The organism is Curtobacterium sp. MCBD17_008, assembly GCF_003234475.1.
Taxonomy (GTDB): domain Bacteria; phylum Actinomycetota; class Actinomycetes; order Actinomycetales; family Microbacteriaceae; genus Curtobacterium.
On the sequence record NZ_QKTK01000001.1, the window covers coordinates 144621 to 170976 of the forward strand.

At 71.8% G+C, this 26356-nt stretch carries 27 protein-coding genes and 4 tRNA genes; 8 read left to right on the forward strand and 23 right to left on the reverse strand.

Going from position 1 to position 26356, the window contains the following annotated elements; genetic code table 11:
- Nucleotides 1-54 precede the first annotated feature (54 nt).
- A complete protein-coding gene (locus DEI95_RS00655; RefSeq protein ID WP_111059070.1) occupies nucleotides 55-1164 on the reverse strand; it encodes a Gfo/Idh/MocA family protein in 1110 nt (369 codons plus the stop codon).
- A complete protein-coding gene (locus DEI95_RS00660) occupies nucleotides 1161-1907 on the reverse strand; it encodes a sugar phosphate isomerase/epimerase (RefSeq protein WP_111059071.1) in 747 nt (248 codons plus the stop codon). The genes DEI95_RS00655 and DEI95_RS00660 overlap by 4 nt, the downstream gene beginning before the upstream one ends.
- A gap of 141 nt (nucleotides 1908-2048) precedes the next feature.
- Between DEI95_RS00660 and DEI95_RS00665 the strand changes: the two genes are divergently transcribed.
- Both DEI95_RS00665 and DEI95_RS00670 read left to right on the forward strand, forming a co-directional pair.
- Entirely contained in the window at nucleotides 2049-3260 is a 1212-nt protein-coding gene (locus DEI95_RS00665; protein WP_258365934.1) for an ROK family transcriptional regulator, read from the forward strand.
- Between the two features lie 78 nt (nucleotides 3261-3338).
- A complete protein-coding gene (locus DEI95_RS00670; RefSeq protein WP_181419559.1) occupies nucleotides 3339-4031 on the forward strand; it encodes a YqaJ viral recombinase family protein in 693 nt (230 codons plus the stop codon).
- Here DEI95_RS00670 and DEI95_RS00675 read toward each other — a convergent pair.
- The 6 genes from DEI95_RS00675 to DEI95_RS00700 all read right to left on the reverse strand — a co-directional run bounded on the left by DEI95_RS00675 (nucleotide 3982) and on the right by DEI95_RS00700 (nucleotide 7670).
- On the reverse strand, nucleotides 3982-4632 hold the full coding sequence (locus DEI95_RS00675; protein WP_111059072.1) for a Pr6Pr family membrane protein: 651 nt from the start codon (nucleotides 4630-4632) through the stop codon (nucleotides 3982-3984). The genes DEI95_RS00670 and DEI95_RS00675 overlap by 50 nt on opposite strands.
- 88 nt (nucleotides 4633-4720) lie before the next feature.
- Nucleotides 4721-5413: a 50S ribosomal protein L1 gene (gene rplA / locus DEI95_RS00680; protein WP_110824625.1), complete on the reverse strand. Its 693-nt coding sequence runs from the start codon at nucleotides 5411-5413 to the stop codon at nucleotides 4721-4723.
- Nucleotides 5414-5493: 80 nt separating this feature from the next.
- Complete coding sequence (gene rplK, locus DEI95_RS00685) at nucleotides 5494-5925, reverse strand: 50S ribosomal protein L11 (RefSeq protein WP_110824626.1); 432 nt, start codon at nucleotides 5923-5925, stop codon at nucleotides 5494-5496.
- A 142-nt stretch (nucleotides 5926-6067) separates the two neighbouring features.
- A complete protein-coding gene (nusG, locus tag DEI95_RS00690; RefSeq protein ID WP_111059073.1) occupies nucleotides 6068-7132 on the reverse strand; it encodes a transcription termination/antitermination protein NusG in 1065 nt (354 codons plus the stop codon).
- A gap of 170 nt (nucleotides 7133-7302) precedes the next feature.
- The gene (gene secE / locus DEI95_RS00695; RefSeq protein ID WP_110824628.1) at nucleotides 7303-7578 is read right to left on the reverse strand and encodes a preprotein translocase subunit SecE; all 276 of its coding nucleotides are present in this window, start codon (nucleotides 7576-7578) and stop codon (nucleotides 7303-7305) included.
- Nucleotides 7579-7597: 19 nt separating this feature from the next.
- Nucleotides 7598-7670, reverse strand: a tRNA-Trp gene (locus DEI95_RS00700).
- Nucleotides 7671-7939: 269 nt separating this feature from the next.
- Here DEI95_RS00700 and DEI95_RS00705 point away from each other — a divergent pair.
- Nucleotides 7940-9121: a pyridoxal phosphate-dependent aminotransferase gene (locus DEI95_RS00705; RefSeq protein ID WP_111059171.1), complete on the forward strand. Its 1182-nt coding sequence runs from the start codon at nucleotides 7940-7942 to the stop codon at nucleotides 9119-9121.
- A gap of 19 nt (nucleotides 9122-9140) precedes the next feature.
- On the opposite strand, the gene DEI95_RS00710 is transcribed toward DEI95_RS00705, so the two are convergent.
- The 3 genes from DEI95_RS00710 to DEI95_RS00720 are packed head-to-tail and all read right to left on the reverse strand — an operon-like array spanning nucleotide 9141 to nucleotide 11040.
- Nucleotides 9141-10169: a UDP-N-acetylmuramate dehydrogenase gene (locus DEI95_RS00710; RefSeq protein ID WP_110890025.1), complete on the reverse strand. Its 1029-nt coding sequence runs from the start codon at nucleotides 10167-10169 to the stop codon at nucleotides 9141-9143.
- Nucleotides 10170-10171: 2 nt separating this feature from the next.
- Nucleotides 10172-10594: a MaoC/PaaZ C-terminal domain-containing protein gene (locus DEI95_RS00715; RefSeq protein WP_110824630.1), complete on the reverse strand. Its 423-nt coding sequence runs from the start codon at nucleotides 10592-10594 to the stop codon at nucleotides 10172-10174.
- Nucleotides 10591-11040, reverse strand: coding sequence for a MaoC family dehydratase N-terminal domain-containing protein (locus DEI95_RS00720; RefSeq protein ID WP_111059172.1), 450 nt, complete (start codon nucleotides 11038-11040; stop codon nucleotides 10591-10593). Before DEI95_RS00720 ends, DEI95_RS00715 begins: the two co-directional genes overlap by 4 nt.
- Nucleotides 11041-11147: 107 nt before the next feature.
- Here DEI95_RS00720 and DEI95_RS00725 point away from each other — a divergent pair, with 107 nt between their 5' ends.
- A complete protein-coding gene (locus DEI95_RS00725) occupies nucleotides 11148-11561 on the forward strand; it encodes a hypothetical protein (protein WP_110900497.1) in 414 nt (137 codons plus the stop codon).
- Between the two features lie 121 nt (nucleotides 11562-11682).
- Here the strand turns inward: DEI95_RS00725 and DEI95_RS00730 are convergent.
- From DEI95_RS00730 to DEI95_RS00750, 5 genes are all read right to left on the reverse strand, one after another.
- A tRNA-Met gene (locus DEI95_RS00730) sits at nucleotides 11683-11759 on the reverse strand.
- A 49-nt stretch (nucleotides 11760-11808) separates the two neighbouring features.
- A tRNA-Thr gene (locus tag DEI95_RS00735) sits at nucleotides 11809-11880 on the reverse strand.
- A gap of 135 nt (nucleotides 11881-12015) precedes the next feature.
- Complete coding sequence (locus DEI95_RS00740; protein ID WP_111059074.1) at nucleotides 12016-13329, reverse strand: M23 family metallopeptidase; 1314 nt, start codon at nucleotides 13327-13329, stop codon at nucleotides 12016-12018.
- A gap of 144 nt (nucleotides 13330-13473) precedes the next feature.
- Nucleotides 13474-14307: an inositol monophosphatase family protein gene (locus tag DEI95_RS00745; protein ID WP_111059075.1), complete on the reverse strand. Its 834-nt coding sequence runs from the start codon at nucleotides 14305-14307 to the stop codon at nucleotides 13474-13476.
- 202 nt (nucleotides 14308-14509) lie between these two features.
- Nucleotides 14510-14592, reverse strand: a tRNA-Tyr gene (locus DEI95_RS00750).
- 211 nt (nucleotides 14593-14803) lie between these two features.
- On the opposite strand from DEI95_RS00750, the gene DEI95_RS00755 reads away from it, so the two are divergent.
- Both DEI95_RS00755 and cls read left to right on the forward strand, forming a co-directional pair.
- On the forward strand, nucleotides 14804-15292 hold the full coding sequence (locus DEI95_RS00755) for a YajQ family cyclic di-GMP-binding protein (RefSeq protein WP_110824634.1): 489 nt from the start codon (nucleotides 14804-14806) through the stop codon (nucleotides 15290-15292).
- A 28-nt stretch (nucleotides 15293-15320) separates the two neighbouring features.
- Nucleotides 15321-16781, forward strand: a complete 1461-nt coding sequence (cls, locus tag DEI95_RS00760; protein ID WP_110824635.1) for a cardiolipin synthase — start codon at nucleotides 15321-15323, stop codon at nucleotides 16779-16781.
- Here the strand turns inward: cls and DEI95_RS00765 are convergent.
- The 4 genes from DEI95_RS00765 to DEI95_RS00780 are packed head-to-tail and all read right to left on the reverse strand — an operon-like array spanning nucleotide 16762 to nucleotide 21263.
- A complete protein-coding gene (locus tag DEI95_RS00765) occupies nucleotides 16762-17907 on the reverse strand; it encodes a heparan-alpha-glucosaminide N-acetyltransferase domain-containing protein (RefSeq protein ID WP_181436148.1) in 1146 nt (381 codons plus the stop codon). The two genes, cls and DEI95_RS00765, sit on opposite strands and share 20 nt — an antisense overlap.
- A 2-nt stretch (nucleotides 17908-17909) precedes the next feature.
- Nucleotides 17910-19286 (reverse strand): FAD-dependent oxidoreductase, encoded by a 1377-nt coding sequence (locus tag DEI95_RS00770; protein ID WP_111059077.1) that lies wholly within the window; start codon nucleotides 19284-19286, stop codon nucleotides 17910-17912.
- A 57-nt stretch (nucleotides 19287-19343) separates the two neighbouring features.
- Entirely contained in the window at nucleotides 19344-20420 is a 1077-nt protein-coding gene (locus DEI95_RS00775; RefSeq protein ID WP_110890033.1) for a polyprenyl synthetase family protein, read from the reverse strand.
- Nucleotides 20421-20468: 48 nt separating this feature from the next.
- A complete protein-coding gene (locus tag DEI95_RS00780) occupies nucleotides 20469-21263 on the reverse strand; it encodes a demethylmenaquinone methyltransferase (RefSeq protein ID WP_111059078.1) in 795 nt (264 codons plus the stop codon).
- A 148-nt stretch (nucleotides 21264-21411) separates the two neighbouring features.
- Between DEI95_RS00780 and DEI95_RS00785 the strand changes: the two genes are divergently transcribed.
- Nucleotides 21412-22671: an isochorismate synthase MenF gene (locus DEI95_RS00785; protein ID WP_111059079.1), complete on the forward strand. Its 1260-nt coding sequence runs from the start codon at nucleotides 21412-21414 to the stop codon at nucleotides 22669-22671.
- A 73-nt stretch (nucleotides 22672-22744) separates the two neighbouring features.
- On the opposite strand, the gene menD is transcribed toward DEI95_RS00785, so the two are convergent.
- Both menD and DEI95_RS00795 read right to left on the reverse strand, forming a co-directional pair.
- Nucleotides 22745-24595, reverse strand: a complete 1851-nt coding sequence (gene menD, locus DEI95_RS00790; RefSeq protein ID WP_111059080.1) for a 2-succinyl-5-enolpyruvyl-6-hydroxy-3-cyclohexene-1-carboxylic-acid synthase — start codon at nucleotides 24593-24595, stop codon at nucleotides 22745-22747.
- A complete protein-coding gene (locus DEI95_RS00795; RefSeq protein WP_110824642.1) occupies nucleotides 24510-24881 on the reverse strand; it encodes a PLDc N-terminal domain-containing protein in 372 nt (123 codons plus the stop codon). Before DEI95_RS00795 ends, menD begins: the two co-directional genes overlap by 86 nt.
- An 81-nt stretch (nucleotides 24882-24962) precedes the next feature.
- Between DEI95_RS00795 and DEI95_RS00800 the strand changes: the two genes are divergently transcribed.
- A complete protein-coding gene (locus tag DEI95_RS00800) occupies nucleotides 24963-25274 on the forward strand; it encodes a DUF4229 domain-containing protein (RefSeq protein ID WP_110824643.1) in 312 nt (103 codons plus the stop codon).
- Nucleotides 25275-25296: 22 nt separating this feature from the next.
- Here DEI95_RS00800 and DEI95_RS00805 read toward each other — a convergent pair whose 3' ends face one another.
- Nucleotides 25297-26292 carry a 1,4-dihydroxy-2-naphthoate polyprenyltransferase gene (locus DEI95_RS00805; protein WP_258367376.1) on the reverse strand — a complete coding sequence of 332 codons (996 nt, stop codon included), beginning with the start codon at nucleotides 26290-26292 and terminating at the stop codon, nucleotides 25297-25299.
- Nucleotides 26293-26356 lie beyond the last annotated feature (64 nt).

The following is a 26356-nucleotide window of genomic DNA, read 5'->3' on the forward strand; positions in this document are numbered from 1 at the left end:
AGGAAGTGGTGCTGGATCGTGCTGGGTGCTGCTGTGGAGGGTGGGGCAGGCTGGTCAGACCAGGGTCTGCTCCGCGGGGTCCCAGCCCTCGGGGAGGGTCGGGGAGGGTTCGACGGTGCTCTCGACGAGCACGGTCTCACCACGTTCGGCGGCCTCGGCGATGGAGACCATCACGTCGAGGACGTGGAAGGCGAGGGCGCCGGGGACCCGGTTCCCTTCGCCGGCACGGAGGGAGCGGGCCAGGTCGACCACGCCCGTCCCCCGCGAGTAGGTGGACCCGACGGCCGGGATCGTCTCGGGTTCCTCGGCGCCGAGCGCGTACAGCTTCGTGTCGCCGTCGAACTCGTTCGGGTCGGGGAACACGACGGTGCCGGTCTCCCCCGCGATCTCGACGAAGCCGGTGCGGCCGCGGTCGGACTCGAACGAGAACACGCTCTGCGCGCTCCCGCCGTTCTCGAACTGGATGAGCGCGGAGTGGTTCGTCGGGACCTCGACGGGGAACTCGGTGCCCGCCTTCGGCCCGGAGCCGATCGTGCGGGTGGCGCGGGACCTGGACGCGGTGGCGGTGACCTTCGCGACGGGTCCGAACGCCTGCACGAGCGTCGTGATGTAGTACGGACCGATGTCGAAGAGCGGGCCGGCGCCGTAGGCGAAGAGGAACTCGGGGCTCGGGTGCCAGGACTCCGGGCCGGGGCTCTGGAAGAGGGTCAGCCCGTTCAGCGGCGTGCCGATGCGACCGTCGCGGATCGTGCGGAGTGCGGTCTGGAGGCCCGCCCCCAGGAACGTGTCCGGCGCGACCGACACGGTGCGGCCGGCCGCGACCGCGGCGTCGCGCAGCTCCGCCGCGCTCTGCCGGTCGAGCGCGTAGGGCTTCTCGCCCCAGACGTGCTTGCCGGCGCGGAGCGCCTGCAGCGCCACCTCGACGTGCGCCGCGGGGATCGTGAGGTTCACGACGATCTCGATGTCGTCGATCGCCAGGAGCTCCTCGACGGTGCCCGATCCGGCGACGCCCCACTTCTCGGCCTGCGAGGCCGCCCGGGGCAGGTCGATGTCGGCGATGAACAGCACCTCGACGTCGGGGAAGACGGTGAGGTTCGACAGGTACTGGTCGGAGATGACCCCGGCGCCGATGACGCCGACGCCCACGCGGCCCGCGACGCTCATGCGTCCGCTCCGGCGAGGAAGGCGTACGAGTCGCGGACGGCCTGGACGACGTCGCCGTCGTGGTCGTCGAGCTCGATGACCTGCTGCGCCTGGGGCGCGGCCGCGATGATGTCCCGGACCGGCATGACGCCGGTGCCGACGGCGACCTGCTGCTTGTCGTCGTGCGAGCCGTCGCCGTCCTTGACGTGCAGGAAGCGGACCTGGTCGCCGAGCCGCCCGAGGACGGCCACCGGGTCGTCCCCGCCGACCTTCGCCCAGTAGGTGTCGAGCTCGAGGACGACGTCGGCGGCGAGGGCGCCGGCGAAGACCTCGAAGGCGCTCGTGCCGTCGATGCGGTTCGAGAACTCGAAGGCGTGGTTGTGGTAGCCGAGCACGAGGCCACGGTCGGCGGCGCGCGGGACCAGTTCGTTGAACTGGCGGGCGATCGCCTCGACGTCCTCGCGGGTGGTCCAGCGGGCCTCGTCCACGTGCGGGTCGATGAGCGTGCCGAGGCCGACCGTGACGCTCGCGGCGAGGATGCGCTCGAGGTCCTGCTCGTCGGCGTCCAGGAGACGTGCGTGCCCGCTCGGCGCGACCAGGCCGGCCTGCTGCAGGGCGGCCGCGTACTCGTCCGCACGGTCGACGAAGCCGAAGAGTTCGACGTTCGTGAAACCGATGTCGGCGATCGTCGCCAGGGTTCCGGGGAGGTCCGCCGACAGCGCGTCACGCACTGTGTACAGCTGGACCGAGAGCGGTTGGGTCACCGTGTGTTCTCCTCATCGAGACGTGGTCGTCACTGACCGATCGTCACACTATGGGTGCTTCTGTCGGCGGTCAAGCAGAAGTTCGAACGAGTTCGACGACCTTCGTTGCGTGGCTCGGAGGATGTGTGGTTCACTCCGGACATGGTCGACATGACTCGGACGGCAACGTCGCCGCCGGTCGGGACGAGTGAGCTCTTCCAGATCCTGCGTGACGGTGTGCCGCGGACCCGTGGCGAGCTCGCCGCCCTGACGGGGATGGCCCGCTCGACCATCGGCGTGCGGCTCGACGCCCTCGCCGACGTCGGACTCGTCGGGGCGGTCGACACCGCGGCGTCCACGGGCGGTCGTCCACCCGCCCAGATCGCCCTCCGTCCCGCCGCGCGGCTCGTCGTCGCAGCCGACCTCGGCGCCTCGCACGGCCGGGTCGCGGTGACGGACCTCGTCGGCACCCCGCTCGCGACGCGTGACGCCAGCATCGACATCGCGGCGGGGCCCGTCCCGACGCTCGAGTGGCTGATCGGCGTCGTCGACGAGCTCCTCGACTCGGTCGGCCGGGCACGCGACGACGTGATCGCGATCGGCATCGGCCTGCCGGGCCCCGTCGAGTTCTCCACCGGTCGCCCTGCGAACCCGCCGATCATGCCGGGCTGGGACGGCTTCGACGTGCCCGGTTGGCTCCGGCAGCACGTCCGCGCGCACGTGCTCGTCGACAACGACGTGAACATCGCCGCACTCGGCGAGCGGGCGCACGGCTGGCCGGACCTCGACCACCTGCTGTTCGTGAAGGTCGCCACCGGCATCGGCTCGGGCATCGTGTCTGAGGGACGGTTGCAACGCGGCGCCCAGGGCACCGCCGGGGACATCGGGCACGTCCGGGTCTCGCGCGCCGGGGACGTGCCCTGCCACTGCGGCAACACCGGGTGTCTGGAGGCCGTCGCCTCCGGCCCGGCGATCGCCAGGGCCCTCCGCGCCAAGGGACACGACGTGCACACCAGCGCGGACGTCATCGACCTCGTGGGCCGTTCGGACATCGACGCGATCGGTGCCGTCCGGCAGGCCGGCCGCGACATCGGGGAGGTGCTCGCCACGTGCGTCTCGCTCATCAACCCGTCGGTCATCGCGCTCGGTGGCTCGATCACGCAGGCCGGAGAGCACCTGCTCGCGGGTGTCCGGGAGGTCGTGTACTCCCGGTCGATGCCGCTCGCCACCGAACACCTCGTCATCGCGCAGTCCCGCGCCGGCTCGATCGCCGCGCTGCAGGGCGCGGCAGCCCTGGCCATCGCGTACGCCCTCTCCCCCGCCGGCGTGGACGAACTGGTCACCCTGTCCGAGGGGCGGCAGCTCGTTTCCTGAGCGCGGCGACCTGCCGGCGCGCCGGATCGGCCGCGCGCCGGTTTCGCCGGTGCCGGTGGTCGGGTGGACAATCATCCGGTGACGATCGTGCAGCCCACCCTGTGGGGCGACCTGGATGACGGGTGGGAGGCCCAGCCCGGCTCCGGCACGTCACCGTCCGCGCCGGCACGGCCGAGCCGCAACGCGTTCACGTCCCTGCGCGGGCACACCGAGCGCATCGTCGCGCATTCGTCGGACCGGGTCGCCTGGCTCCGTGCGCGGGCGATGGGGATCACCGCCACCGACGTCGCACGCCTCGCCTCGCTCCGCGCCGTCGACGCCGTCGTCGCGGACAAGCGCTACGGCTCCCGGTTCGCCGGCAACGTCTACACCGAGCACGGCAAGGAGCGGGAGCCCGTCATCGCCTCGTGGGTGGCCGCCACGCACGGGATCCTGCCGTCGGCCCACCTGTTCCACGCCGCCACGAACCGAGCGCACCTGGCGACGCCCGACGGTGTCGGACAGGACCGTGACGGCCGGCTCCTCCTCGCCGAGATCAAGACGACCTCGTCCGGCTGGAAGCGCGTCCCACGGCACTACATGCGACAGGTCTGGTGGCAGCAGTACGTGCTCGGCGCGGACCGCACGCTGTTCGTCTGGGAGACGCACGACGACTTCGTGCCGGTCGCCGACGAGCCGGAGTGCCGTTGGATCGACCGCGACGACGACGCGATCCGCGGGCTCATCGTGCTCGCCGACCTCGTGCTCGACCGCCTGCGCGACGCTCGCTGACCCGCACCACCCGGAGCTGACTCAGCGCCACGACGACGAGTCCCATGAGCCCGATGAACACGGCCACACCGAGGCAGTACAGCGCCACTGCCCCGTAGCCGGATGCGGGGTCGAGGAATGGATACGGCACCCAACCGTCGGTGGCGCCGCGGGTGACGACGACCACGATCCAGACCGCCGGGTAGACGAGGAACCACCACACGTCCCGGAACAGCAGCCGGCTCCGGTCCGAGAACAGCACCCAGTCGAGCACCACGATCAGCGGCACCCAGCGGTGCACGACGTCGTTCGACCAGGACGCCCCCAGCGGTTGGCCGACCTCTGCCAGGAGCGTGTTGTAGACGAGCCCGGTCGTCGCGATGTACACCGTGGCCGCACCGCGGAACAGGTCGAGCCGTCGGCCGGTCGGACGGTCGCCGAACGCCGCGACGACGGTCAGCGTCCACACCACCGCGACGAGCAGGTTCGACTGGTTCGTGAAGTACCCGAAGAAGTCCCAGAACACGAAGTCGTCGCGCAGCGCCCCCTGCAGGTCCGTCACCACCGCGGCGACGGCGACGACGGCGACCACGAGTCGCAGGCTGTTCACGAAGGTCCGCACCCCACAACGGTAGCGGGGACGCCGAGGGCGTGCGGAACGACGAACGGCCCGCACCTTCCGGTGCGGGCCGTTCGTGTGGAGCCGTGGATCAGGCCAGGACGTTGACGTCCAGCGGGATGCCCGGGCCGAAGGTCGTCGAGACGGCGCCCTTCATGATGTAGCGGCCCTTGGCAGCGCTCGGCTTGAGGCGGACGACCTCGTCGAGCGCGGCGGTGATGTTCTCGTCGAGCTGCTCCGGGGTGAACGAGGCCTTGCCGACGACGAAGTGCACGTTCGCGTGCTTGTCGACGCGGAACTCGATCTTGCCGCCCTTGATGTCGTTCACGGCCTGGGCCACGTTCGGCGTCACGGTGCCGGTCTTCGGGTTCGGCATGAGGCCGCGCGGGCCGAGGACCTTGCCGAGACGACCGACCTTGCCCATGAGCTCCGGGGTCGAGACCGCGGAGTCGAACGAGGTGTAGCCCTCGGCGACCTTCGCGATGAGCTCGTCGCCACCGACCTCGTCGGCGCCGGCGGCGATGGCGGCCTCAGCGGCTGCACCCGTCGCGAAGACGATGACGCGGGCGGTCTTGCCGGTGCCGTGCGGGAGGATGACGGTGCCGCGCACCATCTGGTCCGCCTTGCGGGGGTCGACGCCGAGCTTCAGCGCGACCTCGACGGTGGAGTCGGTCTTCGCCGAGCCGGTCTCCTTCGCGAGGGCGACTGCCTCGGTCGGGGTGTAGAACTTGTCGGCCTCGATCTTCGCGGCCGCGGCGCGGTACGCCTTGGACTTCTTCGCCATGGTGGTCTCCTTGCGAGATACGTGGTTGGCGAGCCGGCGCGGCTCTCCCACGGTGAGTACTGGGGTGTGTGGGGTGAGGCTCAGGCCTCGACCGTGATGCCCATCGAACGAGCGGTACCGGCGATGATCTTCGTCGCCTGCTCGATGTCGTTGGCGTTCAGGTCGGCCTGCTTGGTCTCGGCGATCTGACGGATCTGGTCCGCCGTGATGCGTCCGGCCTTCACCGTGTGCGGCGTCGCGGAACCCTTGTTCACACCCGCTGCCTTCTTGATGAGCTCGGCGGCCGGCGGGGTCTTGAGGATGAACGTGAACGAACGGTCCTCGTAGACGGTGATCTCCACCGGGATGACGTTGCCGCGCTGCGACTCGGTCTGGGCGTTGTACGCCTTGCAGAACTCCATGATGTTCACGCCGTGCTGACCGAGCGCCGGACCGATCGGCGGTGCCGGGTTGGCGGCGCCCGCGTTGATCTGCAGCTTGATCAGGCCCGTGACCTTCTTCTTCGGTGCCATGTTCCGTTTCCTCCTGGATTCGAACGCACGGGGACCCGTGCACTCTCCCGCGTCTCCGGCGGATCCGGATCGCGGTCACGGATCCGCAGCGCACGAGGCGCGCGGACCCAAACTCAGACAGTGTACTGGACGTTCGCCAGTACTAGAGCTTCGTGACCTGGTCGAAGCTGAGCTCGACCGGGGTCTCGCGCTCGAACAGCGAGACGAGGACGGTGAGCTTGCCGCTCTCCGGCTTGATCTCGGAGATCGAACCCGGCAGGCCCGCGAACGAGCCTTCCTTGATGGTGATGGTCTCGCCGACCTCGAAGTCGACCTCGGCCTGCGGCTGGGCCTGCGCGGCACCGCCGGACTTCGAGCCGCCCTTGGTCGGAGCGGCCTCGGCGACCTGCACCAGGGACTTCAGCATGCCGAACGCCTCGTCGAAACGGAGCGGCGTCGGGTTGTGGGCGTTCCCCACGAAGCCGGTGACACCCGGGGTGTGCCGGACGACGGACCACGAGTCCTCGTTGAGGTCCATGCGGACGAGCACGTAGCCGGGGATCCGGACGCGGGTGACCAGCTTGCGCTGCCCGTTCTTGATCTCGACGACGTCCTCCATCGGGACCTCGGCCTGGTAGATGTAGTCCTCCATCGACATCGAGACCATGCGGTTCTCGATGTTCGCCTTCACGCGGCGCTCGAAGCCCGCGTAGGAGTGGATGACGTACCACTTGCCCGGCTTCATCCGGAGCTCGGCCTTGAAGGCGTCGTACGGGTCGGCCTCGACCGGCTCGGCGTCCGCGTCGTCCTCGAGCGCGTCGGCGGCTTCCTCGGCCGCGATCGTGGCGTTCGCCTCCGCAGCGGTCTCGTCCTCGAGCTCGGACTCCTCCTCGTCCTCGACGGCCTCGACGGCGGCCTCTGCCTCGTCGGCGGTGTCGATCTCGAGCGCGTCGTCGACCACCGCGTCGGCCTCGGGGTCGCGGGCCTCGGCCAGGGCGCCCAGCGTCTCGTCGAGCTCGGCGGCGACGGTGCCGTCGTCCGGCTCGTCGCTCAGGCCGAGGGACTCGTCGTCCTCGTCCTCGTCGTCGACGGAGATCGCGCGCTCCTCGGCGGAGTCCGTCGAACGGAGCTCGCTCGTCTCGACGTCGCCTTCCTGGTTCTCCTCGACCTCGGAAGACTGCTCGGCAGCGGTCGCGAGGTCGATGTCGTCGCGGGAGTAGTCAGACACAGTCGGTTCTTTCCGTTCGATGGTGCGGATCGGGTTGGCACTCGCGTTCCGGGCGGGGAACGGGTCGCCGTCTCCGGGAGACCGTACCCCGAGGAGGACCGGAACGGTCGGACCTGCGGTCAGTCCGGGCGCGCCAGGGATGCGGTGCGCCGGGGTTCATGCCGGCTGGGTCAGGCGGTGGGGCCGTTGCCGAACACGTAGCCGACGCCGAGACCGAACACGAAGTCGAGGACCGACACGAGGATCATCATGACGACGACGAACACGAGCACGACGCCCGTGTAGCTGAAGAGTTCCTTGCGGGTCGGGGTGACGACCTTGCGCAGCTCGCCGAAGACCTGGCGGATGAACAGCGCGATCGCGGCGAACGGACCGCGCCGCTGAGCGCGATCGACCTTCGCCTGGGCGACGACGTCGTCCGTCGTCTCCACTTCTTTGCTCGCCACTTCTACCCTTCCCGATGTGCAGGGCGGACAGGACTTGAACCTGCAACCTGCGGTTTTGGAGACCGCTGCTCTACCAATTGAGCCACCGCCCTTCGGAACGACCCACCCCTGGGGGTGCCGGATGTTCCTGGTGGCGAGTCCGTCGACCCGGGAGGGGCCTCCGGATCTGCGACGGAGCGCATGATCCGGCGGACTTCGACCGCCGCAGGACAGTGTACGGGAGTCGCGGCGACGGTGTCCACTTGGCGGGTGCTCCGGCGCGGCGCGTCGCTAGGCTGGCCCCGTGAGCACCGACGCCGTCAACCCGCAGCCCACCGACCGCCCGACCACCGACGCGGCCCCGACCACCGATCGGCCGCGCATCGCGTCGCGGATCGCCGCCATCGCGGAGTCGGCGACGCTGAAGGTCGACTCCAAGGCCAAGGCGCTCAAGGCCGCCGGCCGTCCGGTCATCTCCTTCGCTGCCGGTGAGCCGGACTTCGCGACCCCGCAGCACGTGGTCGACGCGGCCGTCGCGGCGGCACAGGACCCGGCGAACCACCGGTACACACCGGCGACGGGCCTGCCGGAGCTCAAGCGTGCGATCGCCGACAAGACGGCCCGCGTCTCCGGCATCACGGTCGACCCCGCCCAGGTGATCGTCACGAACGGCGGCAAGCAGGCGGTGTACCAGGCGTTCCAGACCGTCGTGGACGAGGGCGACGAGGTCCTCCTCCCCGCGCCGTACTGGACCACCTACCCCGAAGCGGTCCGGCTCGCCGGTGGTGTGCCCGTCGACGTCTTCGCCGGCAGCGACCAGGGCTACCTCGTGACCGTCGAGCAGCTCGAGGCCGCGCGCACCCCGCGGACGAAGGCCCTGCTGTTCTGCTCCCCCTCGAACCCGACCGGCGCGGTGTACTCCGCCGAGCAGACCCGCGCCATCGGCGAATGGGCGCTCGAGCACGGGATCTGGGTGATCAGCGACGAGATCTACCAGGACCTGGTCTACGACGGCATCCGGTTCTCCGGCGTCCTCGAGCAGGTGCCCGCGCTCGCGGACACCACGATCCTGGTGAACGGTGTCGCCAAGACCTACGCCATGACCGGCTGGCGGGTCGGCTGGATGATCGGCCCGGCCGACGCCGTGAAGGCCGCGTCGAACCTGCAGTCGCACCTGTCCTCGAACGTGTCGAACGTCTCGCAGCGTGCGGCGATCGCGGCGCTCACCGGGCCGCAGGAGCCGGTCACCGCCATGCGCGACGCCTTCGACCGTCGCCGGAAGGCCATCGTCGCCGGGCTCAACGCCATCCCCGGGTTCGTGACGCCGGAGCCGGAGGGCGCCTTCTACGTCTACCCCGACGTCACGGCACTGCTCGGTCGTGAGTGGGCCGGTTCGACGCCGACGACCACGCTCGAGCTGGCCGATCTCGTCCTCGAGCACGCCGAGGTCGCGGTCGTCCCGGGCGAGGCGTTCGGTCCGTCCGGGTACCTCCGCCTGTCCTACGCCCTCGGCGACGACGACATCGCCGAGGGCGTGGCGCGCCTGGCCCGGCTCTTCGGCTGACCGTCGGGAACGCGCTCGTTCAGTCGAGCAGGTCCCCGACGACGACGGGCTCCGGCACCAGGGTGACGCCGAAGCGGTTCGCCACGGTCACCTGCACGTAGCGGGCGAGCTCGGCGACCTGGGCAGCCGTCGCTCCCCCGCGGTTCGTCAGGGCGAGCGTGTGCTTCGTGGAGATCGCCGCGGAGGAGCCCGGCACGCCGTAGCCGCGGTGCACGCCGGCGTGTTCGATGAGCCACGCGGCACTGAGCTTCACGTCGTCCCCGGCGGGCCACCGCGGCGCGTCGAGCGGCATGGTCTCGGCGAAGCCCCGCGAGACGATCGGGTTCGTGAAGAACGACCCGGCGCTCCAGGTGTCCGGGTCGGCGTCGTCGAGGACCATGCCCTTCGAGGAGCGCAGACGGAGGACCTCGGCCCGGACGTCGGCCGGCGCGACCCGGGTGCCGAGCTCGACACCGAGCGACCCGGCGAGCTGCGCGTAGCGCACCGGCACACCGTCCGCGGTCGCGGTCCCGAGCCGGAACTCGACCGTCAGGACGGCGCCGCGCCGCCCGTGCTTGAGCGTGCTCGTGCGGTAGCCGAGCGCGAGCTCGGCCGCCGGGACCCAGGACCGCTCGCCGGTCTCGGCGTCGAGGAACTCGACCGCGGTGAGCACGTCGGACAGCTCGACCCCGTAAGCACCGATGTTCTGCACGGGGGACGCGCCGACCGTGCCCGGGATGCCGCTCAGGGCCTCCAGTCCGGTCCACCCGCGCGCCACGGTGGTGGCGACGAACTCGTCCCACGGCTCCCCCGCCGCCACGCGCACGGTGACGCCGTCCTCGTCCGCCTCGTGCGTGACGCCCCGCGTGCGGACCACCACGACGGTCCCGGGGAAGCCCCCGTCGGCCACGAGCAGGTTGCTGCCGCCGCCGACCACGAGCCAGTCGTCGTCCGACCAGGCGTCGACCACGTGCGCGACGAGGTCCTCGGTGGTCTCGGCGACGAGCAGGCGGCCGGCGGGACCGCCGACGCGGAGGGTGGTGAGCTCGGCGAGCGTCGTCTCCGCCACGGTCAGTGGAACGCCACCGTGACCTGCGCCTTGCCGAGCACGGTCTGCCCGGCGGCGGTCACGGTGAGGTCGATGCGGCGGGGGCGGCCCTGCTCGTCGAGCGTGCCGACCTTCGCGACGACGCCGACGTCGGCACCGTCCCGCGGGTCGACGACGACGGGGCGGGTGAAACGGACGCCGTAGGAGGCGACCCAGCCGCGGTCGCCGAGCCACTCGGACACCGGCTGGACCGCGAGGCCCATGGTCAGCATGCCGTGCGCCAGGACACCGGGGAGGCCGACCTCCGCCGCGACGTCGTCCCGGTAGTGGATGGGGTTGAAGTCCCCCGAGGCCCCGGCGTAGCGGACGAGCGAGTCGCGGGTGAGGTGGACCTGCCGCTCGGCGACGACCGCACCGACCTCGAGCCCGGACGTGGTGTCGGTCATGCCTCATCTCCTCGGACGACCAGGGTGGACGTGGCGGTGACGACGGGCGCGCCGTCCGCGTCGACGACCGCGGACTCGGCGGTGACCATGGCGTTGCCGCCGAGGGTCTTCACGCTCGTCACCCACAGTGTGGCGGTGAGCTCGTCCCCGGCGACGATCGGACGCTCGTAGGCGAACTCCTGCGCACCGTGCACGACACGGGAGAAGTCGATGCCACCGTCCGGCTCGGCGAGGAGCTGTGCGAGCGTGGCCTCCTGCACGACGACCGCGAAGGTCGCCGGCGCGACCACGTCGGCGTGACCCGCAGCACGGGCGGCCTCGGGTTCGGAGTGGATCGGGTTGGTCGCGAAGACGGCACGGGAGAACTCACGCACCTTCTCACGACCGACCAGGTACGGCGGGGCCGGCGGGAACGTCCTGCCGACGAGCTCGGGGTTCACTGACACCACGGCAGTCTACCGAGCCGCTCGGACACGGGGCTTAGATGAGTTTGCATCGGTTATGCTGGCGACACCGGTCGGGGGGCGGCCGGGCGGGTCCGGCGGGAGTGGCCATGGAGACGACGACCGAGTACGCGGTGCGCGAGGACGACCGGGGCACCGCCGTCGAACTCGTCGGGACGGCCCTGCGCGCCGACGGCCATCGTGTCACCCACGGGGGCGACCGACTCGTCGTGTCGAGCGGCGACCGTGTCCTCACCGCGCTCCTCGGCGCCCTCGTGCACCCCGCGCGGCAGTACCGCCGGTACGAGCTCGCGCTGTCGTCGACCCCGGGGCACGCCGTGCTGACGCTGCGGCACGCCGACCACGGCGCCGCGGTGGCCGGCGGACCGATCGGCGCCCGACGTCGCCACGCAGCCTGGCACCGGACGGCCGCCCTGGTCGAGGCGAGCCTGCACGACGGCGGGGTCCTGGTGCACCGGACGGACCGGCTGGACACCTCCGGCATCACGGTCCGCGACCACTGAGCGGCGACGCGCCGGCGCGACCTGGGGTCGGACCGCCGGCAACGACGAAAGCCCGGCGCTGGTGCGCCGGGCTTCCCGTCGTTGCGATCGTTCTGCACGGTACCGACCGCGCCGGTACCACTGGTAGCGAGGGCGGGACTTGAACCCGCGACACCACGATTATGAGCCGTGTGCTCTAACCAACTGAGCTACCCCGCCAGGGATCCGCGGTGATCAGCACTGCGGGAGTGATCACACTGCGAGTCGGAGCCCCGAGTCAGGATTGAACTGACGACCCCTTCCTTACCATGGAAGTGCTCTACCACTGAGCTATCGGGGCGAGTACCGCGAGCGGCACCACACGAGGATAGCAGACCCCCGGCGCTGGTCTGGAACCGACCGTGACGCCCGGGCGCGCCGTCCTCGTGGACACCGACCGCGTGCACGTCGTGCGTGCGGACGGCGTCCGTGCGGACTACTCCGCGTTGGCCTCGAGCCACGCCAGCGGGTCCACGGGGACGCCGTCGATGCGGATCTCGAGGTGCAGGTGCGGGCCCGTCGAGTTGCCCGTGCTGCCGACGAGACCGAGGATGTCCCCGACCTTCACCTGCTGGCCCTGGACGACCTCGAACGAGTTGTCGAGCATGTGTCCGTAGACGCTGACGAACTTCTTGCCAGCGACGTCGTGCTGGACCCACACGTCGTTGCCGAACGCACCGTCGTTCGCCTGGACCTTGATGACGGTGCCGTCCGCGACGACGCCGATCGGCGTGCCGGCCCCGGGAGCGAAGTCGACACCCTGGTGGAAGGTCGAGCAGAACGAGCAACCGGCGACCTGGCGACCGCCGAAGCCGGAGGAGATCGGCACGGCCGTCGGGAACGGCCAGCGGATGGCGCCCGACGTGTCCCCGGCGACGCTCGTGCCGGGAGCGGTGGCCACCCCCGCTGCGCCGGCGACCCCGCTCGTGGCAACGCCGGACTTGGGGCGGACGACGCGCTGCACCTGCGAGACCGTGTAGGCGTCGCGGTCGACCGAGCCCTCGACGGCGTCGCCGACGGAGAGTGACTGGACCTCCTGCACGGAGGCACGGACGGTCGCGGCGCCGGGCTGCGGCACGTAGAGCGCCTGCGCGGGGAGCGAGGTCGACACGACGAGCCCCGCGGTGAACAGGAGCGCACCGACGACCGTGACGCCCGAGGCCGTCCGGCGGAACGAGGCGCCGTGGCCCGGACGCGGGGTCGCCGCGGTGGAGCGGGCGATGTGCCGGGTGGCCCGGTCGACGCGGGCACCGGCGGCGGGCGTCGTCCGAACCGCTGCACGCGCCGTCGTGCTCGCGGCGCGCTTCGGTCCGACGGGACGTCCGGCACGCTTCGCTCCGGAGGAACGCTGCGCGCCGACGCCGCGCTCCCGGGCGGCGGACCGCTCCGAGGACGTCGGGCGGTCGGACACGGCACCGAGCGGAGCCGTGGCGGCACGACGGGACACCGGGGCGGCCTCCGCCAGCGGAGCGACCACCGGGGACGCCGGCGCCGGCGGGGTGCGGGGTGCCGCACTCGAGGCGGGGAGCACCGGGGACGAGGGAGCCGGCGGGGTCACCGGACCGGAGTCCTGCGAGGTCGACCCGTTCGACGCGGTCGCTGCGGGACGGACAGCATCGTTCCGACGACGGCTCGGCTTGGCGGCAGCGCGTTCGGCTTCGATCCGAGCTCGTCTCGTCAGGTGCACGGACGGCGTCGCCTGGGAGGCGTCGCGGTCGATGGTCGTGGGCGTCTGCGAGGAGTCGAGCATGTGTTCGGTAGCGATCCTGAGTTCGAGGCACGGGCGCTCGTCGGTAACGAGCAGGTAACGGGACTCCAGAACGCTAGCAAAGGTCGGTGCTCCCCGCCAGTCGTGTGGTCGTCCGTGCAGGACCCCCAGAGCGGGTGGCGTCGCTCAGTCCCCGAGGACGTCCTCCTCGAGCGTGCGGACGAGGGTGACGAGGTCCTCCGCGATGCTCGGCGCGGCGAACAGGAAGGACCGCGTGTCGCCGGCCTCCCACGTCCGGACGACGGCCCCCGCGGCAGCGGCGACGATCGAGCCGGCCGCCATGTCCCACGGGTTGATGCCCCGCTCGTAGTAGGCGTCGACCGTCCCGGCCCCGACCGCGCAGCAGTCGAGCGCGGCCGCTCCCCCGCGGCGCACGTCCCGCACCTCGGTGATGAGCCCGGCGAGGACCGCGGCCTGCTCCCACCGCCGGTCGGCGGTGTAGCCGAAGCCGGTCGCGACGAGGGTCTCCGCCAGGGACGCCGGGGCGGCGACCGCGAGGGGCCGCCCGTCGAGGGTCGCTTCGCCGTCGGCCACCGCGCGGTACACCTGCCCGGTCGCGGGCGCGATGACGACCCCGGCGACCGGTTCCCACAGTGCCGGGTCGGGGACACCGCGCACGACCGCGATGCTCACCGCGTAGGCCGGGCTGCCGTACAGGTAGTTGACCGTGCCGTCGATCGGGTCGACCACCCAGGTGAGACCGGACGCACCGGCGGCGGCCCCGGACTCCTCGCCGAGGAAGGCGTCGTCAGGCCGGGCCGCGGCGATGCGTCGCCGGATCAGGGCCTCGACCTCGCGGTCGGCGGCGGTGACGACGTCGGCGATGCTCGACTTGCGGTCGGCGACCTCGACACCTTCCGCGCGTCGACGCACGGCGAGCGCGGCGGCCTCGCGGGCGATCGACTCGGCCAGGTCGGCGAGGGCGTCAGGGGCGTCGGTGACGATCTGGGCGTCTGTCATGCCCTCGATCCTGCCCCAGGCCGCCCGCGGACCCGCCGGGACGCGGACGGACCGCCGTCGAACAGAGCCGCGGGAACGCGGATGGCACCGCGAACACGGGAGGCACCGGGGACACGGGAGGCACCGGGATCACGATCGGGGGCGGGAACACGAACGGCCCCGTCCGGAGACGGGGCCGTGCTCCCAGCTTCCTGCTGGACGGTGGCGAGTGAGGGATTCGAACCCCCGGAGGCATACGCCGGCTGATTTACAGTCAGATCCCTTTGGCCGCTTGGGTAACTCGCCATGTGCGCACCCGGCCCGTGTCGTCACCGACCGAAGGCGCGGTGAAGAGCATAGCCGATGTCCGGCGGTGCTCGCGACCACGGTCGCCGCCGCAGCCGCGAGACGGGGCGGACCGGGCCTCCAGGCGGCCCGTCCCGGACCGGACCGGCGTTCTCCACAGCCGTGCGGCCCGGAGGAACGCGGCGTCGTGCTGCCGGATAGGCTGTCGGGCATGGCAGACAGCTCCTTCGACGTGGTCAGCAAGGTCGACAAGATGGAGGCGGAGAACGCCCTCAACCAGGCGGCGAAGGAGATCGAGCAACGCTACGACTTCAAGGGCGTTGGTGCATCGGTCGCGTTCAGCGGCGAGGACGTGCTCATCAAGGCCTCGACCGAGGAGCGTGCCCTGGCCGTCCTCGACGTGCTCCAGACGAAGGCGATCAAGCGCGGCATCAGCCTGAAGAGCCTCGACGCGGGTGACCCGTACCCGTCCGGCAAGGAGTTCCGCATCGACGTGTCGTTCAAGAACGGCATCGAGCAGGACGTCGCCAAGAAGATCGGCGCCTTCATCCGGGCAGAGGCGCCGAAGAGCGTGAAGAGCCAGGTGCAGGGCGACGAGCTCCGCGTGTCCTCGAAGAGCCGCGACGACCTCCAGCAGACGATCCAGCTGCTCAAGGGCGAAGACTTCGACGTGCCGCTCCAGTTCATCAACTTCCGCTGACCGCCCGCTCCTCCCCGCACCCGACACCGTGGAGCACTGGCTCGTCGTCGCACTCGTCGTCGTCCTCATCCTGTTGGACCTGGCGGTCCGGGCGTTCTCGCTCGTCTACGTCCCGATCGACCGCAAGCCGCAGACCGCGACCGCCTGGTTGCTCGCCATCTTCCTGATCCCGTACATCGGGTTCATCCTGTTCCTCGTCCTCGGGTCGACGAAGCTGCCCCGCTCCCGTCGGGAGAAGCAGACCGAGATCAACCGCTACATCCTCGAGCAGACCGAGGGCATCGAGCGCGTCCGCCGCGACCACCCCTGGCCGGCGTGGCTCGAGAGCATCACCCGCCTGAACCGTCAGCTCGGGGCGATGCCGCTGGTCGGCGGCAACCAGGCGGAGCTGTACCCGCACTACGACGACGCGTTCGCCGAGATGACCAACGCCGTGGACGACGCGCGACGGTTCGTGCACGTCGAGTTCTACATCGCCTCGCTCGACCCCACCACACGGCCGTTCTTCGAGTCCCTGGCGCGGGCGCGGGCTCGCGGCGTGACCGTCCGGTTCCTCATGGACCACTGGGCGAGCAAGAGCTACCCGCACTTCAAGGAGACGCTCGCGTTCCTCGACGCGGCCGGCATCGAGTGGAACCTGATGCTGCCGCTGCAGCCGTTGCAGGGGAAGTTCCAGCGTCCCGACCTCCGCAACCACCGCAAGATCCTGGTCGTCGACGGTTCGGTGGCGTTCACGGGATCCCAGAACCTCATCGACCGGTCGTACGACCTCAAGGCGAACATCGACCGTGGCCTGCGCTGGCGCGACCTGTTTGCCCGCTTCGAGGGTCCGGTCGTCGCCGGCATCAACGCGCTGTTCGTCACGGACTGGTACAGCGAGACCGACGAACTCCTGCTGCGCGAGAGCGATCCCGTGCACCGTGCCGACCGCGCGGACGCCCTGGACTGCCAGGTCGTCCCGTCCGGTCCCGGGTTCGACGGCGAGAACAACCTCCGCCTCTTCAACGCACTGCTGTACTCGGCGCAGGAGCGGGTGACGATCACGTCGCCGTACTTCGTGCCGGACGACTCGATGCTCTACGCCATCACGACGACGGCCCAGCGCGGGGTGCAGGTCGAGCTGTTCGTCGGGGAGATCGGCGACCACGCCATGACCTGGCACGCTCAGCGCTCCTACTACGAGGGCCTGCTGCGTGCGGGCGTGCGGATCTGGCTGTACCGCGCGCCGACGGTGCTGCACGCGAAGCACTTCACGATCGACGACGACGTCGCCGTGATCGGGTCGAGCAACATGGACATGCGCTCCTTCACGCTGAACCTCGAGATCTCCGTCATGGTGCGCGGCCGCACGTTCGTCCAGGCCCTGCGCGGGGTGCAGGACGACTACCGTGCGGCGAGCCGCGAGCTCACGCTCGACGAGTGGCTCGCGCGGCCCCGCCGGTCACGGGTCTTCGACAACATCGCACGGCTCACCGCAGCGCTGCAGTAGCGGGGCGAAGGGGCACCACCGACGCGACGGCTGCGGTCAGCCGTTCGAGCGGTCCGCGGCCGAGGAAGGTCCACCAGGCCATCGCGAACAGCACGGCCCCGACGGTGAACGCCCACCAGGTCGTCGGCCCGTGCGGCAGCTCCGGCCACGCCGCGATGACGACGAGGTGCAGCGCGTAGACGCTGAGCGGCATCGACCCGACGGCGGCCAGCGGGAACGCGACCCGCGCGAGGACCGGACCGTGTCCGTCGAACACGAGGCGGCACAGGGCGATCACGGCGACGGCGACCGCGGCCGTGCCGACGACGTCGACGATCGACGACGAGTGGTCCCGCGGGGACAGGAACACCTGCGCGACCGCCTGCCCGGTGTCCGAGCCAGCCGGCACGAAGGGCACCCCCGGGAACGTACCGGTGGTGTCCGCGGGCACGGGCGCGGCCACAGCACCGACGACGTACGCGGCAGCGGCGACCCCGGCGGCCGCCAGGAGGAGCACGACGTGTCGCACCGTGTCGGTCCCGTCCGCTCGTGAGCGGGTGCGCGCGACGGCGAGGCCGACGAACACGTACGCAGCGAACGTGACCACCGGGTAGACGAGTCCGAGCTGCACCCCGGCCATCCCGGCATCCGCGTACACGGGCAGGACCGCGATCACGACCGGTGCGGACGCGAGCGCACACGCCGCGGCGAGCACGAGCAACGCCCACGGCCGCCAGCGGAGGACGGGCAGCGCGAGCAGGAACAGCGCGCCGTACGTCGGCAGGACCACGTAGACCGGCGTGCCGAGCGTCATGAGCAGCAGCCCGACGGCGACCACGACCACGGCCCGGAGCGCCAGGCGGGCCCGGATCCGTCCGATCGTCGGCGGGCCGGGAGGCGCCTCCCGGCCGCTGACGAGTCCGATCGACACCCCGGCGAGGACGGCGAACAGCGCCGCCGAGCGACCGTTCACCACGGCGCTCCAACTCGCCGGGTCGGCCCAGTCGACCTGCTCGGCCACGTCGCCGACGTGCGCCGCGATCATGCCGAGCAGTGCGACCGCACGAGCGACGTCGACACCCACCAGGCGCCCGGACGACGGCGCGCCCGGCACCCCGGTGTGGGGTGCCGGGCGCGTTCCGGTCATGCTCAGCCCTGGGACCCGGCGCGGTTGCGGCGGAGCGAGACGTCGATCATCTCGTCGCGCGGTACGACCTTGACGCGTGCGCGGCCCTCCGCCTCGCCGAGCGCGATCTCGTGCTCGTCGAGCGCGTGCCATCCGTCCAGGTCGGTGAAGTCGACGCCGCGTTCGCGGAGGAGCGCCGGGACGGCCTCCTCGGACGGGTCCTCCGGCGTCCACCAGCTGCCCTGGTCGGTGACGATGTGCTGCACGGTCTCCATCGCGTCGGACTTCGTGTGGCCGATGAGGCCGACCGGACCACGCTTGATCCAGCCGGTCGCGTAGACGCCCGGGATCGGGGTGGCGTCGGCGTCGAGCACCTGACCCTCGTGGTTCGGGATGACGCCGTAGCGCTCGTCGAACGGGACGCCGGGCAGCGGCGAACCGACGTACCCGACGGCGCGGTACAGCGCCTGGATCGGCAGCTCCCGGACCTCTCCCGTGCCCTCGACGCCGCCCCGCCCGTCCGGACGGGTGCGCTCGTAGCGGATGGCGCGGACCTTCCCGTCCTCGTCACCGAGCAGTTCGAGTGGCTTCGCGTAGAAGTGCAGGTGCAGGCGGCGGCTGGCCGTGCCGACCTCGCGCTTCCGCCACTGCTGCAGGACACGGTCGATGACGGTGACCTGCTTGTTCGTCTGGATCGCGAGCTTCGAAGCCTCGTCGTGGTCGAAGTCCTCGTCGTACACGACCATGTCGACGTCGCGGAGTTCGCCGAGCTCGCGGAGCTCCAGCGGCGTGAACTTCACCTGCGCGGGACCACGGCGACCGAACACGTGCACGTCCGTGACCGGCGAGGACCGCAGGCCCTCGTAGACGTTTGCCGGGATCTCGGTGGGCAGCAGGTCCTCGGCGTGCTTGGCGAGGATGCGGGAGACGTCGAGGGCCACGTTGCCGTTGCCGATCACCGCGACGCTCTCCGCCGTGAGCGGCCAGGTGCGCGGGACGTCGGGGTGCCCGTCGAACCAGCTGACGAAGTCCGCGGCGCCGTACGACCCGTCCAGGTCGATGCCCGGGATGTCGAGGTCGGCGTCCTTGATGGCGCCGGTCGAGAAGACGACCGCGTTGTAGTGCCGCTTCAGGTCGTCGAGGGTGATGTCCTGACCGAACCGCACGTTGCCGAAGATCCGGATGTCACCCCGGTCGAGCACGTCGCGGAGCGCGTTGACGATGCCCTTGATGCGCGGGTGGTCGGGCGCGACGCCGTACCGGACCAGCCCGTACGGGGCCGGGAGTTGCTCGAAGAGGTCGATCGAGACGTCGAAGCCACGCGCCTCCCGCAGGAGGATGTCCGCGGCGTAGATGCCGGCCGGACCGGCGCCGACGATGGCGAGTCGGAGGGTGGGCACTGATCGGTCTCCAGTTCGTTCAGGTCAGCGGACGCGGCCGAGGACCGCCGCCGCGGGTCAGCGGCTACGGTCGACGACCGTCTCCGCGAACCGGGTGAGGGCTCGTTTCACCGTGCCGTCCGGCAGCGGGGCCAGCGCGGCCACCGCTTCGTCGGCCCAACCGGCGGCGAGGGCCCGGGTGGCCCGTGTCGCCTCGTGGTCGTGGAGTTCGGCGACCGCGCTCTGGTACGCCTCCGAGTGGACGGCGTCGTCGGGGGCGTCCCGCACGTCGCGCTCGATGCGCGCGAGCAGCGCCGCTGCGCCCGGGTCGGCCGAGGCGCGACGGCGGAGCTGGAGCAGCGGCAGCGTGTCGACACCGGCGCGGAGGTCGTTGCCGGCGATCTTGCCGGTCTTGTCCTTCGCCGGGGCGAGGTCGATGACGTCGTCGACGAGCTGGAACGCGACGCCGACCTTCTCCCCGAACGTGCCGACGGCGTCGAGCAGCGAGCGGTCCGCCCCGGAGAACATCACGCCGGCCCGGGCTGCGGTGGCGATGAGCGAGCCGGTCTTGTCGCTGAGGACCTGGATGTAGTGCTCGACCGGGTCGTCGTCGGGCTGCGGGCCCGTCGTCTCGTGCAGCTGCCCCATGCAGAGGCGCTGGAAGGTCTCCGCCTGCATGCGGATGCCCTCCGGCCCGAGGTCCGCCGTGATGAGCGAGGCGCGGGCGAAGAGCAGGTCGCCCGTCAGGATCGCGATGTTGTTGCCGTACGTGACGTGGGCGGCCGGGACACCGCGGCGCACCGGCGCCTCGTCCATGACGTCGTCGTGGTAGAGCGACGCCAGGTGGGTCATCTCCACGCTCACCGCGGCCTTCACGACGTGGTCGGTCACGCCGTCGCCGAGCTGGGCGATGAGGAGCGTCAGGGTCGGGCGGATGCGCTTGCCGCCGGCGGAGAGCAGGTAGCGGCTGGTCGTGTCCGCCAGCGTGTCGGCGGAGCGCATTGCGTCCTCGAGCCCCTGCTCGACGAGCTCGAGACCGTCGTCGACCGCGGCGATGAAGCGCCGGTCCGCGGGGGTGGCGAACAGCCGCTCCCCGATGCCCAGGGAGGCTCGGAGACTCGGCGCGCGTCGTGCGACCGGGACACTCGGGTTCAACTGCTGCTCCGTACTCGCAGGTGGCGGTGGGGACCTGGGCCGCGGGGCCTAGGCCTGGGCCTCGGGCTCGACGCGGGGCTGCTCGCCCGTCGGCTGGTGGTCCCGACGCGCCTTCGCACGACGGGCAGCCGACTCGCGGACGCTGCCGGCGACGGGCTTCCGGCCGCGGTGCAGCGCGACGATACCGGCGGTCAGGTTGCGGTGCGCCACCATCGTGAAGCCGACGCCGCGGAGCCACTGGCTGAGGATCTGCTGCTCGGGCCATGCCTCGATCGACTCGGCCAGGTAGCGGTACGCGGCCGGGTTGCTGCTGGAGAGCTTGGCGATGCCCGGCAGCACGCGCTTGAGGTACGTGTTGTAGCCGAACCGGAGTGCGGCGAACGGCGGCGTCGAGAACTCGCAGATGACGAGCCGGCCACCGGGCTTGAGGACGCGGAGCATCTCGGTGAGTGCCTGCATCGGGTCGTTGACGTTGCGCAGCCCGAACGAGATCGTGACCGCGTCGAAGGACTCGTCCTCGAACGGCAGGTGTTCCGCGTCGCCCTCGACGAAGGTGATCTCGGGGTGGCGCTCACGACCGACCGCGATCATGCCGGACGACAGGTCGAGTGCCGTGACCTCGGCACCCTTCTTGGCGAGGGCCGCCGAGCTCGTGCCCGTCCCCGCCGCGAGGTCGAGCACGCGCTCGCCCGGCTGGGGGTCGACGGCCTTGACCGTCGCGACGCGCCACAGCGGGGCGTTGCCGGCCGACAGGATGTCGTTGGTCAGGTCGTACTTCGCCGCGACGTCGTCGAACATGGCCGCCACTTCGTCCGGCCGCTTGTGCATGTCCGCTCTGCTCACCCGGTCATCCTAGAGCCCGCGACCCGGCGCTTCCCGGCAGCCGTGCAGGAGTGGAGCACCCCGGGCGCGTCCCGCACGGGCGTGGCGGTGTGCACACCCGCCCCGGGACCCGGCGGCCGCCGTGCGGGTCGGCGCGTAGCATCGGTCCGTGACCCGTCCCGCCACAGCGGTGCAGCCGCTCACGGTCTCGACCCGGATCCTCGACGACCCGGGCGCCGTGCTCCGCCACACCCTCGCCGAACACCCGCTGGCCTTCGTGCGGAACGGGGACGGGATCGTCGGCATCGGCGAGGCGCTCCGGTTCGAGTTCTCCGGCCCGGGTCGGATGCGCGAGGCGTCCGCCGTCTGGCGCGACGTCACCGCCGCCGCCACCGTCGACGACCCGGTGCGCATGCGGGGCAGCGGACTGGTGGCGTTCGGGGCGTTCGCCTTCGCGGACGACTCCGACGCGACGAGCGTGCTCATCGTGCCGCGTGTCGTGGTCGGCCGTCGGCGGGGTCGCGCGTGGATCACCGCGATCGACACGACGGACTCCCCCGCACCCCTGCCGTTCTCGAGCACGTCGGTCCCGGTCCCCCGCGTCGGCCCGCACGTCTCGGTGCCGCTCCGCCCGGGTGCGGTGGACGAGGACGCGTACGCCGCCTCGGTCGCCGCCGCGGTCGGCGCCATCGCGGACGGCCGCGCGCAGAAGGTCGTGTTGGCGCGGGACCTGGTCGGGACGCTGCCGCCCGGCGCCGACCGCCGCGCGGTCCTGCTCGACCTGGCGGCCGCGTACCCGTCCTGCGTCACCTTCGCGGTCGACGGGCTCGTCGGCGCCACCCCCGAGACGCTCGCCCGCACCGAGGGCCGGACGCTGACCGCACGGGTGCTCGCCGGCAGCGCTGCCCGCGGTGCCGACGCGGAGAGCGACCGCGTGGCCGCGGAGACGCTCGCCGCCAGCGTGAAGGACCTGCAGGAGCATGCCTTCGCGATCTCGAGCCTCGTCGCCTCGCTGCGTCCGATCGCTGCCGACCTCCGCGTCGACCCGCAACCGTTCCGGCTGCAGCTGCCGAACCTGTGGCACCTCGCCAGCGACGTCGAGGCCGTGCTGCCCGCCGGGGTCACCGCGCTCGACGTGGCCGACGCGCTGCACCCGACCGCCGCCGTCGCGGGCACCCCGACCGACGTCGCCGTCCGCCTGGTCGCCGAGCTCGAGGGCATGGACCGCGGTCGGTACGCCGGTCCCGTCGGCTGGCTCGGGGCCTCCGGTGACGGCGAGTGGATGCTCGCCCTGCGGAGCGCGCAGATCGAGGACGACGGGACCGTCCGTGCCTGGGCCGGTGCCGGGATCGTCGCCGGTTCGGACCCGGCGCGCGAGGTGGCGGAGACGCGGCTGAAGTTCCGACCGATCACGGACGCCCTGGCCTGAGCGCCGGGACGACCGGCCGGGCGTCGGGGCCGCCGGGCTGGCTGGCCTCAGGGACGGCGCCCCCCGGACCCCGTCAGTCCGCCAGCGGCACCTCGATGACCACACGTCCGGCGGGGTCGGTCAGCACGCGCTCCAGGTCCCCCCACGTCGCCGCGCGCCGGTACTCCCACCCGAGCCCGGTCACGACGCGCTCGACGTCGACGGACTGCGGCGTCGTCATCATCCGCCGCATGTCCTCGGGTGCCGTGGTCGCGGCGACCTCGAGTCCGCGGAAGATCGCGCCGCCGCCGTCGTTCCCCACGACGACCTGGAGTCGTGGGCGGTGTTCCTCGGTCCCGGTGACGAGACCCCCGAGGTCGTGCAGGAACGTGAGGTCCCCGACGACGACGCGGGTCGTGCCGACCGTGCCGGCCGCGGCCTCGAGCGCGGTCGCGATGCCGAGCGCCGTCGAGATCGTCCCGTCGATGCCCGCCAGACCCCGGTTCGCGTGCACCTGGATCTTCTTGCCCGGGACGGTCATGTCGGCCTCGCGGATGATCTGGGACGCCCCGAAGACCAGTCGGTCGTGCGGCCACGTCGCTCCCCACACGGCCTCGGCGAGCATGGCCCGGTCCACCGGACGACGGCGCAGCGCGACCTCGTCCTTGAGGAACCGGTTCCGTTCGGCGCGGTCCGCGGACCGCTTCGCGTCGAGGTCCGGTCCGGCGTCGCCGCCGCCGAGCAGCGACCGGCTCGCCGCCACCCAGCGTCCGACCCAGGCGCGGTGCGCGGGGCCGGTCGGTCCGGTCACGCGGACGTCCGAGACGACCCGCGTGGACGCCGACGGCCGGGAGGCCCGTGCCGGGTCGTACACGTCAGCACCGGCTCCGCGGACCACGATCGTCTCGACGTCCGCGCGCTGCAGGAGCGCCGGCACCTCGCGGCTCAGCGTCGGGTGCCCGAGCACGACGGCCCGACGCACACGACCGCCGAAGGACTCGTCCCGGAGGAGGTCCCGGTAGGCCGCTACGGCGTTGCGTCCGAAGCGCGCCCCGCTGGAGACCTCGGCGAGCAGTGGCGCTCCGAGCTCCCACGCGATGCGCTCGGCGTCGACGCCGGCGTCGTGCCCGGCGATCACGACCGTGGCCGGCTCGTCGTCGGGGGCGAGTTCCGCCGCCGGCAGCGCTGCGGCCGTGCGGCGGAGCGCGTACTCGCGGTCGACCTCGTCGTCCGGGACGCCCTCGACGCCGTCGAGTCCGGCGGAGAGCGGTTCGCGGAACGCGAGGTCGAGCTGGACCGGGCCGGGCTGCCCTGCGTGACCGGCGGCAGCGGCCACGGCCTCCCGGACCAGGGCCCGGACGGTGGCGCGCACGTCGTCGTCCACCCCGTGGGTGCTCGGCGCCTGGACGTCCCGGACGAAGTCGACGGCCGACCCGAACATGCCCGGCTGCACGGTGGTCTGGTTGCTGCCGATCCCGCGGAGTTCGGCGGGCCGGTCGGCCGAGACGACGATCATCGGCACGCCGGAGTGGTGTGCCTCGAGCACGGCAGGGTGCAGGTTCGCGACCGCGGTGCCCGAGGTCGTGACGACCGCAGCGGGTCGACCGGACTCGACCGCGAGACCGAGCGCGAAGAACCCGGCCGTCCGCTCGTCGAGGCGCACGTGCACGCTGATGCCGCCCGCGCGCTCGAGGGCGACGGCCGCGAGTGCCAGGGCCTGCGAACGGGAACCGGGACTCACGACGACATCGGTCACGCCGGCCCGCGCGAGCTCCTGCAGGAACGCGAGTGCGAAGTCGGTCGCGGGGCTGCCGGACGCGACGCTGCCGTCAGCGGACGGTCCGTCGGCGGACGGTCCGTCAGCGATCGGGGCGGCCGTCGTCGTCGCCGTCGTGGAACTGTTCTTCGAGGGATCGGAGGGTCGCGTCGTCCTGGTCCTTGTCATCGCTCAGCAGCCCGGGAGGCGTCGTGCCCCCGAGGAAGTCCGGGTCGTCTTCGGGACCACGGTACCCGGCACCGCCGCCGCCGCCACCGCGCTGCCCGCGCGCCGGCGTCCGGCCGAGCAGGAACCACAGCACGCCGCCGACGACCGGGAGCACGAGGACGAGCAGGATCCAGATGCCCTTCCGCAGCGACCGCACGCGGGACCGGGGCATGGTGGCGCAGTCGATGAGCGCGAACACCGTGAACGCCACGGCGGCGACGACGATGACGAGCCACAGTCTGACCATCTCCGGAGTCTAGGTCGGCAGCCTGTGACCGCCCTCCGACCGTCACGGCGACGCCGAGCCGTGCGTCCGTACACTTGCAGGGTGAAAGCGTGGCTCGTCTACACCCTCGCCCGGCTCGGCATCTTCGCGGCGGCGCTCCTCCTGCTGCTGCTGGTCGGCCTGCCCTGGTACTGGGCGGCGATCGGCGCAGCCCTGATCGGCCTGCTCGTGTCGTACATCGCGCTGCCCGGACTCCGGAGCGCCGTGACCTCGTCGATCGCCCAGCGCCGGGCCCGCCCGGAGCGCGACGCCGACAGCGACTTCGAGGACGACTTCGTCGACGCCGCCGACTCCGATCCCGCCCACGAGGCGGGCCGCACCGGCACGGGCGGCACCGACACCGCGAAGCAGTAGCGGCAGCGCAGGCGTCCGGCCGCTACGGCTGGACGGCGAGCGTCGCGGCGAGCACGACACCGAACGCCAGCGCCGAGAACGACGACAGCTGCAACGCCGTGATGAGTTCCCGGGGCTTGCGCGAGGACACGCCGATCGCCAGCGCCGGCAGCGCGAGCAGGAGCGAGAAGTACGTGTACCCGCTCCGGAAGTAGAGCAGCACGAACCAGACGAGCACGACGTACGGCAGCATCAGGAAGAGCGCGAACAGCACGCGGGCGACCGGCCGACCGACCACGACCGCCAGGGTGCGCTTGCCCGCCGCGGTGTCCTCGTCGATGTCACGGATGTTGTTCACCATGAGCACGGCGCACGCGAACAGGCCCGCGGCGACCGCTGCGGCCCAGCCGCTCAGGGTGACCTGACGGATGAGCACGAACTGGGTGCCGAGCACCGCGACCAGCCCGAAGAACACGAAGACGAAGACCTCGCCGAGCGCGTTGTACCCGTAGGGCTTCTTCCCACCGGTGTAGAACCAGGCGGCGACGATGGCTGCTGCTCCGACGAAGAGCAGCCACCACAGCTGGGTGAGCAGCACGATGACGAGGCCGGCGACCGCCGCGAGACCGAAGAACGTCAGCGCCACCGTCAGGACCGTCCGCGGTCGGGCGAGCCCCGATCCGGTGAGCCGGGCCGGACCGACCCGGAACTCGTCCGTGCCGCGGACCCCGTCCGAGTAGTCGTTGCTGTAGTTGACGCCGATCTGCAGGAACAGCGCCACGGCGAGGGCGAGCAGCGCGATGGCGACGCGTCCGTCCGCCGACAGGAAGGACCCGAAGTCACCGGGGACCCGGCTGTCGACGTAGGCCACCCCGGTTCCGAGGACCACCGGGACGACGCCGAGCGTCAGGGTCCGCAGCCGTGCTCCGCCGATCCAGTCGCTCGCGGTCGCGCGGCGGGTGTTCCGCTGCGGCGCTGCCGCCTTCGCCGGGTTGCCGGACCTGCCCTTGGGACGTGTCGTCTTCTTCGCTCCTGCCACGACCGCCCATCGTATCCGCGCGTGGTGCGTCCGTCGCACGACCACCACCGGTGGGAGGACCCGG

Excerpts from the sequence above, each read along its gene's own strand:
- rplA (WP_110824625.1), bottom strand. The coding sequence starts at position 5,413 with ATGGCGAAGAAGTCCAAGGCGTACCGCGCCGCGGCCGCGAAGATCGAG.
- DEI95_RS00795 (WP_110824642.1), bottom strand. The coding sequence starts at position 24,881 with ATGGTCAGACTGTGGCTCGTCATCGTCGTCGCCGCCGTGGCGTTCACG.
- DEI95_RS00740 (WP_111059074.1), bottom strand. The coding sequence starts at position 13,329 with ATGCTCGACTCCTCGCAGACGCCCACGACCATCGACCGCGACGCCTCC.
- DEI95_RS00765 (WP_181436148.1), bottom strand. The coding sequence starts at position 17,907 with ATGACCGGAACGCGCCCGGCACCCCACACCGGGGTGCCGGGCGCGCCG.
- menD (WP_111059080.1), bottom strand. The coding sequence starts at position 24,595 with ATGACAAGGACCAGGACGACGCGACCCTCCGATCCCTCGAAGAACAGT.
- rplK (WP_110824626.1), bottom strand. The coding sequence starts at position 5,925 with ATGGCACCGAAGAAGAAGGTCACGGGCCTGATCAAGCTGCAGATCAAC.
- DEI95_RS00755 (WP_110824634.1), top strand. The coding sequence starts at position 14,804 with ATGGCAGACAGCTCCTTCGACGTGGTCAGCAAGGTCGACAAGATGGAG.
- DEI95_RS00715 (WP_110824630.1), bottom strand. The coding sequence starts at position 10,594 with ATGACCGACACCACGTCCGGGCTCGAGGTCGGTGCGGTCGTCGCCGAG.
- DEI95_RS00725 (WP_110900497.1), top strand. The coding sequence starts at position 11,148 with ATGGAGACGACGACCGAGTACGCGGTGCGCGAGGACGACCGGGGCACC.
- DEI95_RS00745 (WP_111059075.1), bottom strand. The coding sequence starts at position 14,307 with ATGACAGACGCCCAGATCGTCACCGACGCCCCTGACGCCCTCGCCGAC.
- DEI95_RS00665 (WP_258365934.1), top strand. The coding sequence starts at position 2,049 with ATGGTCGACATGACTCGGACGGCAACGTCGCCGCCGGTCGGGACGAGT.
- DEI95_RS00655 (WP_111059070.1), bottom strand. The coding sequence starts at position 1,164 with ATGAGCGTCGCGGGCCGCGTGGGCGTCGGCGTCATCGGCGCCGGGGTC.